We start from the raw sequence: 15,098 nt of genomic DNA on the forward strand, positions 1-15,098 counted from the left end.
TAAGGGGGTTAACCCATCTTTTCAATGACCTGGAGAAGGGGCAGGAACATGGCGAACACGATGCCGCCGACGACCACGGCCAGGAACACGATCATGATGGGTTCCAGCATGGAGGTCATGGCGCCCACGGCGTTGTCCACTTCGTCGTCGTACACGTCCGCAACCTTGAGGAGCATGTCCGGGAGCTGGCCGGTTTCTTCACCCACGTCCACCATGGAGATCACCATGGGCGGGAAGAGCTTGGAGGAAGACATGGGCGTGACCACGGATTCCCCTTCCTTCACGGAATCGTGAATGAGGCCGATGGCGTCGCCGACGATCATGTTGCCCGCCGTGTCCTTTGTGATGGTGAGCGCCTGAAGGATGGGCACGCCGGAAGTAACCAGGGTGCCGAAGGTCCGGGCGAACCGCGCGATGGCGCTCTTGCTCTGCACGTTGCCGATAACCGGCATGGTCAGCAGGGCGGAGTCTATCTTGCGGCGGCCGTTGGGCGTTTTGCTCATGGCCACGAAGATGGAGTACAGGATGGCGACAATGGCCGCCAGAATGACGGCATTCGGCACGAAGAAGGGAGCGGCCATGAACCAGTCGCTGATGCCGAATACAAATTCGGAAATGGCGGGCAGTTCCTGGTTCTGTTCCGCGAACATGGTCTTGAACTTCGGCACGATGACCAGCATCAGGAAGATCACGATGCCTACCGCAATGAACAGTACGATGGAGGGGTACACCATGGCGGAAATGACCTTGCTTTTCAGCTTCTGGGCCTTTTCCTGGTATTCCGCCAGACGGTTGAGCACGACTTCCAGCACACCGCCGAGTTCCCCGGCCCTCACCATGTTGACGAACAGGCGGTCGAAAATGCGGGGATGCTGCGCCAGAGCCTCGGAGAACGTGGAGCCGCCCTGCACGGAGTCGCCCAAGGCTTCAATGGTCACGCGCAGGGTGGGGTTCGCTTCCTGCTTGGCCAGCACGTTCAAGCTCTGGAGCAGGGGGAGCCCCGCATCAATCAGGGTGGCGAGCTGGCGGGTGAAAATCATCAGGGCCTTGGCCTTGATTCTGCCGCCCAGCTTACCCTTCTTGCCCTTGGCTCCCTTGGCCTTCTTCTTGGAGGCGCCCGTTTCCTGGAGCTTGCCTTTTCCGGCTTCTACAATCTGGGTAGGGTACAGGCCGTGCGCCCGGATGGACTCCATGGCCTCCGCTTCCGAATTGGCCTCCAGGGTCCCCGTTTTCTGGTCGCCTTTATGGTCAAGTGCTGTATATTGATATTTAGGCATATATATTGTTTTTTAAGTGTTCGCTGCTTGATAGGTGAAATGGTGGTGTGGCTCTCCGCTGCTCCATTAAGTGTATTTCAGCACTTCTTCAATGGTGGTGTTTCCGTCGTAGATGTTCCTCAAGCCGTCTTCGCGCAGGGTGGACATGCCCATTTCAATGGCTTTCTGCTTCAGCACCACGGAAGGAGCGCGGTCCGTGATCATGTCCCGCAGGGTGTCGTTGATGTCCAGGAGTTCGTAAATGCCTTTCCGGCCCTTGTAGCCGGAGTTGGAGCATTTGTCACAGCCGCGGCCCGTGTAGAAGTGCTTGTCTCCCAGTTCGTAGGGAGAAACCCCAAGCTGGGAGAGGATGCTGGAGGAGGGTTCGTACGGCGTCCGGCAGTCCGGGCAGATGGTGCGCACGAGGCGCTGGGCCAGCACCCCTTCCAGGGAGGCGGCCACCAGGAAGGGCTCGCAGCCCATGTCCACTAGACGCGTGATGGCCCCGGCGGAGTCGTTCGTATGCAGGGTGGAAAGCACCAGGTGGCCCGTCAGGGATGCCTGGATGGCGATCTGGGCCGTGGCCATGTCTCGCATTTCCCCCACCAGGATGCGGTCCGGGTCCTGTCGCAGGAAGGCGCGGAGCACCATCGGGAAGTCCAGGCCGATGGCTTCGTTGATCGGAATCTGGATGATGCCGTCAATGTCGTATTCCACCGGGTCTTCCGCCGTCAGCACCTTGGAATCGATCGTGTTGATTTCCCTCAGCGCCGCGTACAGCGTGGTGGTTTTCCCGGCGCCGGTGGGGCCGGTGACGATGAAGATGCCGTTGGGCTTGTGGACCGTGTCCAGAATGTATTCGTGGATATGGGGGGGCAGGCCCAGGTTGTCCAGGTTCAGGTTCACGGAGGAGCGGTCCAGAACGCGGAGCACCACGGATTCCCCGTACTGGGTGGGCAGGGTGGAAACACGCATGTCCACGGACCGGTCGCCTATCTGCTTGACAATTCGGCCGTCCTGCGGCACGCGGCGTTCCGCGATGTTCATGTTGGACATGACCTTCACGCGGGAGATGACCGGGACGGACAGGTGGACGGGCGGCGGCTGCATTTCATAGAGGGCGCCGTCCACGCGGTAGCGGATTTTGAATTCCTTTTCAAAGGGCTCAAAGTGGATGTCGGAGGCTTTTTCCTTGATGGCCTGGGTGATGACCAGGTCCACGAAGCGGATCACGGGGGCAGCGGCGGAATCTTCCGTCTCATTGCTGACTTCCATGTTGTTGAGCTCCTGCATCAGGTCCTTCATGGCGGCGGATTCCCCGCCGTACAATTCGTTGATGCGGTCGGTAATCTGGTAGTCCGGCGCCACAAGGACGTGGATGTCCTGACCGAGGGCGAAGCGCAGGTCTTCCACCGTCTGGGGGTTCAGAGGGTCCACCAGGCAGACGTACAGGCCCTCAGGCCCGTAGCGTACGGGCAGGGCGCCGTGCAGCCGCACGAGCGTGGCGGGCATCATGTTTTGCACGTTGGGGTCCGGCTGGAAATTGTCCAGCGTGATGAATTCCGTGCCCAGGTCGCTGGCGATCATCTGCCAGATGTCGTCCTTGTTGCCAATGATGCCGAAGTCCGCGAGCACTTCCGGCAGTTCCTTGCCGGAGGTCGCCATTTCCTCCTTGATGTCCTTGGCAAGGGACTTGTCGATCATTCCCCGGCCGATGAAAAGTTCCAGTGTGAGATTGGTGTCCATAATGTTCTGAGTGGATTGCGGGGAAAAATCAGTTGGCGTCTCCCATGGTGACGTTCAGCACTTCTTCCGGAGAGGTGAGGCCGGCCAGCACCTTGCGCACGCCGTCTTCTCTCAGGGTTCTCATGCCCAGTTCCCGCGCGCGCTTGCGCAGCTGGGGGGAGGTGAGGTTTTCATTGATCATGCGGCGCACTTCGTCGTCGATTTCAAAAATCTCGAACAGGCCCATGCGTCCCTTGAAGCCTCCGCCGCGGCAGAAGTCGCAGCCGTGAGGCGCCTTGATCTGGCCCGGCGTGACGCGGGACATGTCGATGTTCAGCGTGTGGGCCTGCTTTTCCGTCAGGCTGCCGTCCACCTTGCAGCGGTCGCACAGCTTGCGGACGAGGCGCTGGGCCATGATGGCGCGAACGGAGGAGGCGATCAGGAAACGCTTGATGCCGATGTCCGCCAGACGGGCTACGGCGCTGGGGGCGTCATTGGTGTGCAGGGTGGAGAACACCAGGTGACCCGTCAGGGAAGCATTGATGGCGATACTGGCCGTTTCCATGTCTCGAATTTCCCCGATCATGATGATGTTGGGAGCCTGGCGCAGCATGGCGCGCAGAGCGGCGGCGAAGGTCATGCCGATGTCCGCCTTCACCATCACCTGGTTGATGCCGGAAAGTTCGTATTCCACGGGGTCTTCCACCGTGATGATCTTTTTGTCCGGACGGTTGATGTGGTTGAGGCACGCGTACAGCGTCGTCGTTTTACCGGAACCGGTGGGACCGGTCACCAGGATGATGCCGTCGGGCAGGGTGATCAGGCGGTCGAACACGGCTTCGTCGTCGGAGAAGAAGCCCAGCTGTGGAAGGCCGAGCACCAGGGCGGACTTGTCCAGAATACGCATGACGATGCTTTCCCCGTGGTTGCTGGGAACGGAAGAGACACGGAGGTCGATCTGGCGGTCTCCGATGGTCATCTGGATTCGGCCGTCCTGCGGCATGCGTTTTTCCGCAATGCTCATCGTGGTGCTCATCACCTTCAGGCGGGCGATGATGGGGCTGAGAAGCTTCTTGGGGTGGGTGGCTACTTCCACCAGCTTGCCGTCCACGCGGTAGCGGATGCGGAGCCGGTTTTCCATGGGTTCAATGTGAATGTCGGAGGCGCGCAGCTTGAACGCGTCCACCAGCATCTGCTGTACCAGGCGGATGATCGGGGCGTCCCCGTCCTCTCCGTCGATGTCGCTGCCGGCGTCCGGAAGGGTCATGTCCCGGTAGAATTCCTTCAGGCGGCTTTCCACCGCACTGCGCGTGGCTACGCTGAAAATTACGTCGCGGCCCAGCAACTGGGGCAGGCTGTCCATGGTTTCCAGGTTCAGCGGATCGTCAATGGCCACATTAACGGAAAAGCCGTCGTCGGAAATCGGAATGGCGCGGAAGCGCCGGGCCAGTTCCGGACTGACGATTTCCCTGACTTCCTGGGGTATGTGCATGGATCCCAGGTCCACTACGGGAAGCAGGGAATTGGAGGCGCTCACCTGCGCGATGACGTCTTCCGTGAGGTAATTGGATTGAATGAGAAAATCAATCAGGTCCTGGGTGGGAGATTTTTGGCTGCGTGCATATTGAAGAATCTCTTCATTCAAATACCCGGCCTGCGTAAGAAGTTCGATGAGATATGATTCGTTGGCGTACACGTCGATCTCTGGATTCTATTGTTGGAAATCTGCCGGAACGAATCGGCAGGATACTCCCCTATTTCTGACAGGTTCCGGGCGTAAAGTCAACTTAGCTTCCCTCAAAAGATCATTTTTTTTCAGGGATGACGGGGACGGGGTCCGGCCTTCTGCCCGCAGGGACGTTCCGGCTGCGTGCGGAAGGGCATGAAAGAAGGGCAGCTTCCCGTTTCCGGCACATTTACCGGGGGAGGCCGGAGAGCAGTTCCTCCAGTTCCCGCAGGCTGGAAACGCGCACCAGCCGGGAACGCATCTCCTTGGCTCCGGGAAACCCCTTCGTGTACGCCAGAATGCGGGACCTCATGTGGCGCATGGTGTGGAGCTCATCGCCGTAATGGCCGGAATCCAGGGCCATCCGCGTATGGCGCAGAATCAGGTCCGTTTTCTCCCGGGGCTGTCTGGCCGGCGGCAGGACGCCGTGCAGCAGGAAATACCTGGTATCCGCAAAGATCCACGGGTTCTCCATGGCCGCGCGGCCTATCATGACGCCGCTGACAGCGGTGTTCTCCTTCACATACGCTGCGGCCTGGGCCGTGGCAATGTCTCCGTTGCCGATGACCGGGACGGACATGGCACGCGCACATTCGTCAATAATGTCCCAGTTGGCGGCGCCGGAATACTGCTGGGAGCGGGTGCGGCCGTGAATGGTGATCATGGAGATGCCCGCATCCTCCAGCAGGCGGCAGGCATCCATCGCGCACAGGTTCTGGAAATCCCAGCCGATGCGTATCTTCGCCGTGACCGGGATGCGGTCGCCCACCGCCTTCACGACTCCGGCCGCCACGGAAGCCAGCAGGGGCAGGTCTTTCAGCAGGGAGGACCCGCCATTCTTGCCGACCACTTTCGGAACCGGGCATCCGAAGTTGATGTCAATGAAATCCGGTTTTTCGTGGTCCAGAATGATTCTGGCGGCTTCCCCCATGTGGGCGCCGTCCGCACCGAAAAGCTGGATGCCTATGGGGCGGTGCGATTCTTCAATTTTGGTGTACCTTCTGTTCCTTTCCCACGCCTGGAGGATGCCTTCCGCGGAAACGAACTCCGTCACCATCACGTCCGCTCCCAGTTCCTTGCAGATGGTGCGGAAAATGGGGTCCGTCACCCCGGCCATGGGAGCCAGGAACAGTGGGAAATCCGTTTTGATGAACGGCAGGGGGAAGGGGGATGTGGGTCCGGGAAAAGTCATGGTTCCTTAGAATGACGCTAACATGGCTGCACAGCCTGTTCAAGCGTCTTGACTGTTCCGGCGGAAACACAAAAAAGTAACCGTTTTGTAACTTGCCGGATACATGCAGGGAATTATACAATAACAGAATGAAACTGATGAATATTTGTTGTGTTGCCCTGTTTCCTCTTGCTGCGTGGGGAGCCGGGGCGTCTTCCGGGAACGCCGTCCAGGCCGCGCCGGACGCCGTGAAACCCGCCACCTATGAAAAGGCTTGCCAGATGGTGGAGGAATGGATTGATCAAATAGCCAGGAAAGGCGCCTTGCCTTCCAACAAGCTGTCCAACCTTCAGCAGGCTTTGAAAGCATTGAGCCAGGGGGCGGATATTCACGGACGGGAGGGACGCAGGGCCTTGATGGCCTCCGCGGCGCTGGGCAGGAAAGATATTTTTGACTTCCTGCTGGGCCGGGGAGCCGTTCCCGGAAAAGGGGAAAAATTGAATGCCCTGTTCCGGGAAGCTGTTTGCGGTAAAAATGCCGCGATTGCGGAATGGCTTTTCAAACAGGGAGCGGATGTCAACAGCGCCGGACGGATGGGAAGCACCCCTCTCATGCTGGCCGCCTGCCGGAATGACCGTGCCATGGTTGATTTGCTGCTCGGATGGAAGGCCGATCCCGACGCCGTCAACGAGCAGGGAGAAACCGCCGCTGATTATGCCCTCGGCAGCGGCTGCCGGGAACTGGGCCAATATCTCAAAAGCAACATGAAGGGGAAAGGGGCGGACAAATAACCTCATCACATGGAAAAAGGCCTTTGATTCGTCTTTTTCCTCCCTCTTCTGCCGGGGGCATAAAAAATCACCACCGGGCAAGCCTTGCCCAATGGTGAAAATTGGTGAAAATGATTGTCTGAAAAAAATGATCAGTGATTGCCGCAACCGCAGCCGCCGTCCTTGTGGTCGTGATCGTGGTCGCAATTGCCGTCGCAGTCGCAGCTTTCCTTGTTGCAGTCGCCTCCGCAGGAGCAGGAGGACTGGGCGCTCATGGCACGCTGGCGGGCTTCCTCGATTTCTTCAGGAGTGGGGGCGCGGCCGAGGTCGATGGACATGCCCAGATAGTGATTGATGGTGTTCAGGATTTCGTCAATGGTCTGGCGAGCTTCCAGGAAGCCGCGTGCGGCGTCGTTCTTGACCACGTTTTCACGCAGGGTGTCGAATTTGGCGATTTCCTCTTCCGTCGGCGGCATGCCGGCCAGGTGCTTGTTGCGCAGTTCTTCGCCATAGGCGTTCACTTCTTCAAAAAGCTTGGTGGCTTCCGGATTCTGGAAAAACAGGCCGATTTTGGCCTTGGAGGACACAACCTGGTCTTCCTTGGCAAGAAGGTTGCAAAGGGCTTCCGTAGCGGAACGCAGATTGTCATTGAGAACGGGAGTATTCATATAAGATTCATTCAACCATGACTTTCAAGACAGGACAACCCGGTTGCGAGGCATCACGCGCTTTTTTATGTCAACCCGGAGGATGCCGCCTTTTTTATTCCCTTCGTTCAGGCAAACCCTTGTACAAGTAGCCAGCTTCCGGAACCCTTCCAACGGTTCTGTTCAGCAAGGCCGGAATTTCCTTGTCTTCATACCCGGCCAGGTTGAGGTATTTTCTGACTTCCCGTGCCTTGGTCGGGAAGCAGGTCATCAATTCCCTGATGAATCCGCGTTCCTTGCTTTTGATGATGTACTGGGCGTTGTTGCTTCTCGCTCCGCGAGCGCTTGTGGTGTTGAACAGCCTGGTTTCCTGCTCGCCGGACATGTCGGAGGCGTAATCAATGAGCATGTCGGCGCAAATCTCCGTAGCTTTAAAAGCGTAGTCCACCTGGCTGTGGAATTGTTTGATCACCAGCGCGGCGGCGCTTAAATAAAGCCGCAGGGCTTCTTCCTTGTTCGGGAGTTTGCTGTTTTTGTCCGTCAGGGCGATGAACGGGATGCTGTTGGACATGAATTCTTTTACGGTGTGATCCAGATCAGTATGCTCGGAAACCCATTCGACATTGTTGTAGTCGCTGAGGTCAAGGAACGGTGCCTTGGCAATCATGTAACACAGAAAGAGTCCGTCCGTCAGTTCCTGGGGCGTCACGTCCTTCTTCCTGTAGCGTTTAGCTTCTTTCCGCATCTTGTCGGCCCCCCGGTAAAACAGGATAAGCTGGCCGCTGTCCAGCAGCTTCTGAAGCCGGAGGAGTTCCGGATTCCGCTTGTCCGGATTGCTGATGACGGAGGGGAGGGGGAACCGTTTCTGGGGCGGAGAGGCTGAACAGGGAGAAGATAGCAGGAAAGGAAGGTATGGCAGGAAGCAGAGGCAGGAATGGTTCATGGCGTTGTAAAAAGGGTTATGGAGAAGTGGCAGAGTTGGCATGCGGGGCATGGGACCTTATCAGCAGTTTACCCGGGATATGCATGGGGGTGAATCCTTCCGGCTCTTCCGCCCGTCCCATGAAGGAAATATTGATAAAGCTGGCGTTCAAAGGCAGAAAGGCGAATAACGGGAACGGTACTTATGATAGCCTGTCATGCATTCCAATGTCAATGAAGCCAAAAATATGTTGGTACTGTGTATTTAATTGCAGAGCGGCGGAATCGTATTTCCCGTTTGCAACAAAAAGGACCGCCCCATGAAGGAGGCGGTCCTTGAAAAGTGGTAAATAGCTGGGTCAGCGCTTAGTGCGCCTTGCAGAATTCTTCAAAGCGGTCCAGCGCTTCCTTCAGAATGTCCAGTGTGGTGCAGTAACTGATGCGGATGCCCTTGTCATTGCCGAAGGCGATGCCGGGAACGGCGGCCACCTTGTAGCGTTCCAGGAGCTTGTCGCACAGGTTCAGGGAGGTGAGGCCCAGCTTGCTGGTGTCCACAAAGAAGTAGAAGGCGCCCTGGGGTTCCACGACGCTGACGTTCGGGATGGCGCTGAGGCGGGAATAGACGTACTGGCGGCGCATGTCGTATTCGTCGCGCATGTCGCTGATGAAGCTCTGGTCTCCGGTAAGGGCCTCAATGCCGCCGTACTGGGCGAAGGTGCAGACGTTGGACGTAGTGTGGTCCTGAATCATCTGGATGGCCTTGGCGATGGGCGCCGGGGCGGCGGAGTAGCCCAGGCGCCAGCCGGTCATGGCGTAGCCCTTGGAGAAGCCGTTGATGGTGATGGTCAGGTCGTACAGTTCCGGGCTGAGGGAGGCGATGCTGACGTGCTTGACGTCCCCGTACACGAGGTGTTCGTAAATTTCGTCCGCCAGGATGAGGATGTCCTCGCTCACGGCCACTTCGCCCAGGGCGCGCAGTTCCTCTTCGGAATAAACGGCTCCGGTCGGGTTGTTCGGCGTGGTGAGAATGACCATCTTGGTGCGGGGGGTCATGGCTTCCTCAAACTGTTCAGCCGTCAGCTTCCAGCCGTTTTCCGGAGTGGTTTCCACGATGACGGGGACACCGCCGCACATGCGGACCATTTCCGGATAACTGACCCAGTAGGGAGCCGGGATGATGACTTCGTCCCCTTCGGAGACGGTGGCCATGATGGCGTTGAAGCAGGCGTGCTTGGCGCCCGCTCCCACCGTGATCTGGGAAGGATCGTATTCCAGGTTGTTTTCTCTCTTGAGCTTGTCGGCGATGGCCTGGCGCAGTGCGGGAAGGCCGGCGGAAGGGGTGTACTTGGTGGCGCCATTGTTCAGGGCGGTGATGGCTGCCTGCTTGATGTTGTCGGGGGTGTCCATTTCCGGTTCACCGCCCGCCAGACCGTAAACTTCTTCACCGGCGGCCTTCATGGCCTTGGCACGGTTGGTCACCTTGAGAGTCAGGGAAGGGGTTAATGCAGCAATGCTGGGGGAAATCATGTCCATTGTGGTGAGATCGTAGATTTTTGAATGCCGGCGCGGAAAACAGGCTATTTTCCGCTTAAGCGGGAGAACTTTACTCACTGAGCGCAGCTCTGGCAAGGAGAATGCTTGCAAGGGCCGTTCTTTTTCCTCCGCCGGGGCGTACGGCCTTTTCCGGATGGGAAATGCCGGGGTCAGCGTTTCATGAGTTTGGCCCGTGCCGCATCAAGTTCCGGCGTTTTCAGCAGGAAGGCGGCCAGCAGGTAAATGATGCCGGCGCACCCGCAGACCAGGGAAATGCCCAGCACCCTTGCCGGGAAGGACCAGTCCAGGAAGCCCTGGAGAAACCACGTTTTTCCGGCCCAGCAGACCGCCCCCAGAAGGGCCGCCGCCGCCAGGATTTTCACGAGGCCGGAAACCAGCGTCTTCCCGTCCATGCCGCCGAGCTGGCGGCGCAGGTAAAGGAAGTAGAAAAGGAAGTTGAAGGTGGTGACCACGGAGGTGGTGAATGCCAGCCACGCCGCATTTTTATGCAGCACGTACACGAAGTAGTAGTTGAGGCCGATGCTGATGGCCAGCGCCACGGCGGCTGCGATGAGGGGGACCCAGCGCTTTTCCAGGGCCAGGAAGACGGGCTGCACCACCTTGGTACCGGCGTAGCCCAGCAGGCCGAGGGAGTAGGCACCCAGCACCTCTCCCGTGTAGCGCACGGCATCCTGGTTGAAGCGCCCCCACTGGTACACGGAGGAGACGAATTCCGTCCCCAGGATGTACAGGATCAGGAAGGCCGGAACGGCGAAGAACGCCACCAGCCGCAGTCCCTTGGCGATGTGGGCCGCCACTTCCTTCCTCCCATCCCCCACCATCATGCGGGAGACGGCCGGGAGCACGACCATTCCGGTAGCCACGCCGAAGAGGCCGACGGGGAGCTGCCAGAGCCGGAATGCCGTCGTCAGCGCGGTGACGGACCCTTTTTGCAGGTTCAGCGCAAAGCCCGTATTGATGAAAATGGTGAACTGCGTGACGCCGGAGGCCAGCACGGAGGGCAGCATCAGACCCCAGATTTTTTTGATTTTAGGGTCGTTCCACTGGAAGTTGGGCTTCCAGCGGAAACCCGTTCTGCGGAGTTTGGGAAGCTGCACGGCAATCTGGGCCATGCCCCCGAGCGTCACCCCGCAGGCAAAGCCGTACAGGGCTTTGGGACCGAAGGAGGGGTCAATGAACCAGCCGATCAGCAGGCCCAGCAGGATGGACGTGACGTTGAAGGCGGCGGAGGCCAGCATGGGCAGTCCGAAGACGCCCACCATGTTCAGCGCGCCCATCACCAGGGCGGACAGGGAAGCGAAGCCGATGAAGGGCCACATGAGGCGGCTCAGGTCCGTGGCGAACAATTGGTCCGTCACGGAATGGTCCCCGCTGTAAAGGGCTTCCATGATGGGGCCGGCAAACAGGATGCCCAGCGTGACGATGGCGACCATCAGCGTGGAAAGCTGGGTGGCCACCTTGTTGGTCAGCTCCCAGGCGGCGGCGTCCCCCTCCGCCTCCCGGGTTTTGGAGGCCACGCTGGTGTAGGACTGGGAAAGGGCTCCTTCCGCGAACAGGTCCCGGAGCAGGTTGGGAATGCGGAAGGCCGTATAAAAGGCGTCCAGCGCGCCCGTGGCGCCGAACAGGGAGGTGTACACGATTTCCCTGGCCATGCCGGTCAGGCGGCATGCGAAGATGGCGCCGGAGGCGACCAGGCTGTTCCGCATCAGGGACATGGCAAAAGATTACTTGAACAGTTGGCGGCAATACGGTTCCACGCGCTTCATGTCCGGATGGTCCTTCACGGCCTGGTCACGGTCGTCCCGGCAGGAGAACAGGTACAGGGCATAGCCGCCGTAGCCGCCGCCCAGGTATTTCTTCGCCAGGGCGTTGGGAATGTCCGGAAGGGGGATCATGCCTTCGTCAAGCTGGACGCTGTAATACAGGGCCACGCCTGCGGCCAGGGTGTGGATGTTGTGTTCCAGGGCGCCCGTGCGGGCGATTAGGGAGGACTGGGCAATGCGCACGTAATCCCGGCGTTCGTCCGCCATTTTCGGGGTGTCGTGTTCGGAACCCGTGTAAAGAATGGCCATCCTTCCCTCCAGAAAGTCTCCGGTGCCCTTCATGTCCAGCACGGGGGAACTGCCGGAGCGCCATACGCACAGGCCCGTTTCCGCAATCACGGCGGGGTCCTGCCAGCCGACGCCCAGCGCCAGCTCGGAAGCCACGGGGTCTCGTCCTTCCAGCATGGCCCACGCGCCGCTGCCGCCCAGCCCGGAACGCTTTTCATAAGGCCACTCGCAGAGGGAAACCATCGGGGTGATGGCGCAGTTGACCACATAGGCGTCTTTTCTGGCGTAACGGGGAACGTCCAGCCATCCTCCGGCAAAGTCCACGCGGAGCGGCACGGAGGACGGAGCCTTGATCCGGTTGACCAGCATGGTGGTGGAAACGGGGGCGAATTTGGGCGGTGTCTTGGGAAGGACCACGTATTGAGCTCCTACGCGCGAGCACAGCTCCTTCTTGATGGGGCCGTACAGGTCGTCTTCCGTCACGGCCAGGATATCCGGTTTTTCCGCCAGGAATTCCTCCTCGAAGTCCAGCCCCTTCTTCATGCCCGTGCCCAGGATGACCTTGTCCACCATCCGCAGGCTTTCCAGAAGAACCTTCTTGTGTTCGTCCGGAATGGAGGGCTTGCGCTGCTTGTGGTGCCAGAGCACGGGTTCCGAGGCAAAGGAAACGATCAGATAGTCCCCCAGGGCGCGGGCTTCTTCAAAAAACTGGATGTGTCCGGCATGGACGATATCATAGCAACCTGAGACGAAAACTTTTTTCATGCAACGTGGGTGGTGTTAGATAATCAGCTCGCGGCAGTATGCCTCATCCCTTTTCAAGATGCAAGAGCCGGGAAACAGCATATAAAAAAACGGCACGGACCGTTAAACGTCCGTACCGTTGAAAAAAAGATCGGGATGTATGCGCCGGGTCAGGAGGCCATGGCGTCCTTGTAGCGTCCTTCCACGTCGTCCCAGTTGATGAGGCGGCAGAAGTCTTCAATATAGTTGGCCCTGGCGTTCTGGTGCTTCAGGTAATAGGCGTGTTCCCACACGTCGCAGACCAGGATGGGCACCAGGCCGGGAATTTCCACGTTCTGGTGCTTTTCCGCCCCGCAGATCACCAGCGTCTTGCTCATGGGGTCCACGCCCAGAATGCCCCAGCCGGAGCCTTCCACGCCCAGTGCCGCGGCTTTGAATTCCTTCATCATGCCGTCCAGGGAGCCGAATTTTTCCTTGATGGCGTCCATCAGGGGACCCTGGGGCTCCTTCTTGGGATCGGGGGTCATGTTGGTCCAGAAAATGGTATGGAGGACGTGGCCGGAAACGTTGAAGGAAAGGGAGCGCACCCAGTTGGTGGTGGCGGAGGCGTCCAGCTTGCCGTCTGCAATTTCCCGGAGCTTTTCTGCGGCGGTGTTCGCGCCGGCGACATAGGCCGCGTGGTGCTTGTCGTGATGAATGCGCACCGTCTTCTCATCCATCAGGGGTTCAAGGGCATCGTAGGCGTACGGAAGGGGGGGTAATACGTACTTGCCGTCGGCATAACCGACCGTGGAGGGATTTTGCTTCTTAGTCATCTTGTGCTGTTGTTGTATGAATGGCCCTGTTGCCCGGGCCTGGCTGATCGTTCCCAATGCCGCCAGTGAGGAAAGCGCGAGAAAGCGCCTTCTTTTCATGTCCGCACCATGGGAATTCATGGAAGTTTGGACATAGGTGGATTTGGAAGCGTTCAAAAAACTTCTTTGAAATTGTTTTTCCCGTTTTCTACGTAAGACTGGCGGAAAAGCCGCGGCGGCTATCTCCTGACGGCGGCCGCGGGCCCCTGCGCTCCGTACGCGCTTACGCCCCGTACCGCGATGGAACCGGCATCTCCCAGAAAGGATTTGGGCAGCGTCACGCGGGTCTGGCCGCCGGGCAGCAGGATGCGGGTGGCCCACTGGCTGCCGTAGCGCGCCTGAACGGCCCATTTCCGCACGGGATTGCCGGAAGGCTGCCAGGAAAGGGTCACCGTGGAGCCGTTGTCCGCCACCGTGAAATTCTGCGGCTGTCCGGGCGTTCCGGCGCCGCACCACGGCATGGCCGGGGGAACGGCCATGGAGGGGTACAGCTTGTTCAGGTAGCGCTGGATGCCCCCGGCGTTCCTCATGATGGACTTGACGCTCCAGAAGCACTGCCCCGGCGCGTTGCGGGCCAGGGAGCGGGAGTAGTTGACCTGCGCGGCGATTTCCGAGGCGGGGCGGCCCGGGTCCTCGCTGCTCATGATGCGCGCCGTGGCGATGCCGGGCCAGACCGGGCGGCCCGTGTTCTGGGCGGCCCACCACTGCATCAGGGCCGGGAAACTCTGCTTGGCCGGGCTGCACCGCCAGTAAAGCTGCGGGGCCAGGTAATCCACCCATCCTTTGGAAAGCCATTTGCGGGCGTCGCAGGCCAGGTGCTCGTAGGCATCCACTCCGGCCTCGATTCCTGCAGGCACGCCCGGGCGCCAGATGCCGAACGGGCTGATGCCCACGCGCACCCACGGCTTGGAGGATTTGACGGACTTGTACATGTCATGCACGAAGTCGTCAATGTAGGCCCGCCGCTGGGAGGGCGACTTGCCGTCCCCGAAGCTGCCGGGGGTCCAGCTTCTGCCCGGCGCGGGGTAGGGGTAGAAGTAGTCGTCCAGATGCACTCCGTCGATGTCGTAGCGGCGCACGACGTCCAGGATGACTTTCATGGCGTGGTCGCGGGAGGCGGAGGCGCTGGGGTTCATCAGCAGCACGGAGCCGCTGCGCTTCATCAGGTCCGGCCGCGTCAGGGAAATGTGGTTGCGGCCCACGGCGTGGTTCACGTTCGCCTTGGCGCGGAAGGGGTTGAACCACGCGTGCAGTTCAATGCCGCGGCGGTGGGCCTCCTGAATGGCGAAGGCCAGGGGGTCGTAGCCCGGGTTGACGCCGGGGCCGGAAAGCCACTGGCTCCAGGGCTCCAGGGAGGAACGGTACAGGGCGTCCGCGTTCGGACGCACCTGGAGGAACATGGCGTTCAGCTTCAACTGGGCGCAGGTGTTCAGGATATTCAGCAGTTCCGAGCGCTGGGCGGCGCCGGAAAGGCCGGAACGGGAGGGCCAGTCGATGTTGTGGACGGTGGAAATCCATGCGGCGCGGAACTCCTGCGGGGCGGGAGGCACGGTTTCTCCGGAAGGCTGCCAGGCCAGGGCCTGGGCCGTCAGCGCAAGCAGGGAACAGGCCAGGCCGTGGAAAAGGGGGGATAAGGTCATGATCTGGTGGCGGGGATGCTGTGCGTCCATTTAACGCCC

At 59.7% G+C, this 15,098-nt stretch carries 12 protein-coding genes; 1 reads left to right on the top strand and 11 read right to left on the bottom strand.

All coding sequences use genetic code 11. The features are described 5' to 3' along the window. Positions 1-8: 8 nt before the first annotated feature. From HMPREF3039_RS06335 to dusB, 4 genes are all read right to left on the bottom strand, one after another. Positions 9-1,277 carry a type II secretion system F family protein gene (locus HMPREF3039_RS06335; protein ID WP_067571595.1) on the bottom strand — a complete coding sequence of 423 codons (1,269 nt, stop codon included), beginning with the start codon at positions 1,275-1,277 and terminating at the stop codon, positions 9-11. A gap of 66 nt (positions 1,278-1,343) precedes the next feature. After that, positions 1,344-3,002 (bottom strand): GspE/PulE family protein, encoded by a 1,659-nt coding sequence (locus HMPREF3039_RS06340; RefSeq protein ID WP_067571597.1) that lies wholly within the window; start codon positions 3,000-3,002, stop codon positions 1,344-1,346. Between the two features lie 28 nt (positions 3,003-3,030). After that, the gene (locus tag HMPREF3039_RS06345) at positions 3,031-4,677 is read right to left on the bottom strand and encodes a GspE/PulE family protein (protein WP_067571599.1); all 1,647 of its coding nucleotides are present in this window, start codon (positions 4,675-4,677) and stop codon (positions 3,031-3,033) included. A gap of 220 nt (positions 4,678-4,897) precedes the next feature. After that, positions 4,898-5,899, bottom strand: coding sequence for a tRNA dihydrouridine synthase DusB (gene dusB / locus HMPREF3039_RS06350; RefSeq protein WP_067571601.1), 1,002 nt, complete (start codon positions 5,897-5,899; stop codon positions 4,898-4,900). Between the two features lie 137 nt (positions 5,900-6,036). On the opposite strand from dusB, the gene HMPREF3039_RS06355 reads away from it, so the two are divergent. Further along, positions 6,037-6,669: an ankyrin repeat domain-containing protein gene (locus tag HMPREF3039_RS06355; protein ID WP_197457892.1), complete on the top strand. Its 633-nt coding sequence runs from the start codon at positions 6,037-6,039 to the stop codon at positions 6,667-6,669. Positions 6,670-6,800: 131 nt separating this feature from the next. On the opposite strand, the gene HMPREF3039_RS06360 is transcribed toward HMPREF3039_RS06355, so the two are convergent. The 7 genes from HMPREF3039_RS06360 to HMPREF3039_RS06390 form a co-directional block, all read right to left on the bottom strand. Next, complete coding sequence (locus HMPREF3039_RS06360) at positions 6,801-7,316, bottom strand: YlbF/YmcA family competence regulator (RefSeq protein WP_067571605.1); 516 nt, start codon at positions 7,314-7,316, stop codon at positions 6,801-6,803. A gap of 94 nt (positions 7,317-7,410) precedes the next feature. Then, positions 7,411-8,280 (bottom strand): hypothetical protein, encoded by an 870-nt coding sequence (locus HMPREF3039_RS06365; protein ID WP_147549535.1) that lies wholly within the window; start codon positions 8,278-8,280, stop codon positions 7,411-7,413. A gap of 302 nt (positions 8,281-8,582) precedes the next feature. Beyond that, positions 8,583-9,749, bottom strand: coding sequence for a pyridoxal phosphate-dependent aminotransferase (locus HMPREF3039_RS06370; protein WP_067571608.1), 1,167 nt, complete (start codon positions 9,747-9,749; stop codon positions 8,583-8,585). A 170-nt stretch (positions 9,750-9,919) separates the two neighbouring features. Beyond that, complete coding sequence (gene murJ, locus HMPREF3039_RS06375; RefSeq protein ID WP_067571610.1) at positions 9,920-11,485, bottom strand: murein biosynthesis integral membrane protein MurJ; 1,566 nt, start codon at positions 11,483-11,485, stop codon at positions 9,920-9,922. 9 nt (positions 11,486-11,494) lie between these two features. After that, positions 11,495-12,586, bottom strand: a complete 1,092-nt coding sequence (locus HMPREF3039_RS06380; RefSeq protein ID WP_067571612.1) for an adenylyltransferase/cytidyltransferase family protein — start codon at positions 12,584-12,586, stop codon at positions 11,495-11,497. 149 nt (positions 12,587-12,735) lie between these two features. Then, entirely contained in the window at positions 12,736-13,380 is a 645-nt protein-coding gene (locus HMPREF3039_RS06385) for a superoxide dismutase (RefSeq protein WP_067571731.1), read from the bottom strand. A 218-nt stretch (positions 13,381-13,598) separates the two neighbouring features. Further along, positions 13,599-15,089 (bottom strand): glycoside hydrolase family 10-like protein, encoded by a 1,491-nt coding sequence (locus tag HMPREF3039_RS06390; protein WP_231863864.1) that lies wholly within the window; start codon positions 15,087-15,089, stop codon positions 13,599-13,601. Positions 15,090-15,098: the final 9 nt, after the last annotated feature.

Origin of the sequence: Akkermansia sp. KLE1798, assembly GCF_001580195.1 — a bacterium.
Taxonomy (GTDB): Bacteria; Verrucomicrobiota; Verrucomicrobiia; order Verrucomicrobiales; family Akkermansiaceae; genus Akkermansia; species Akkermansia biwaensis.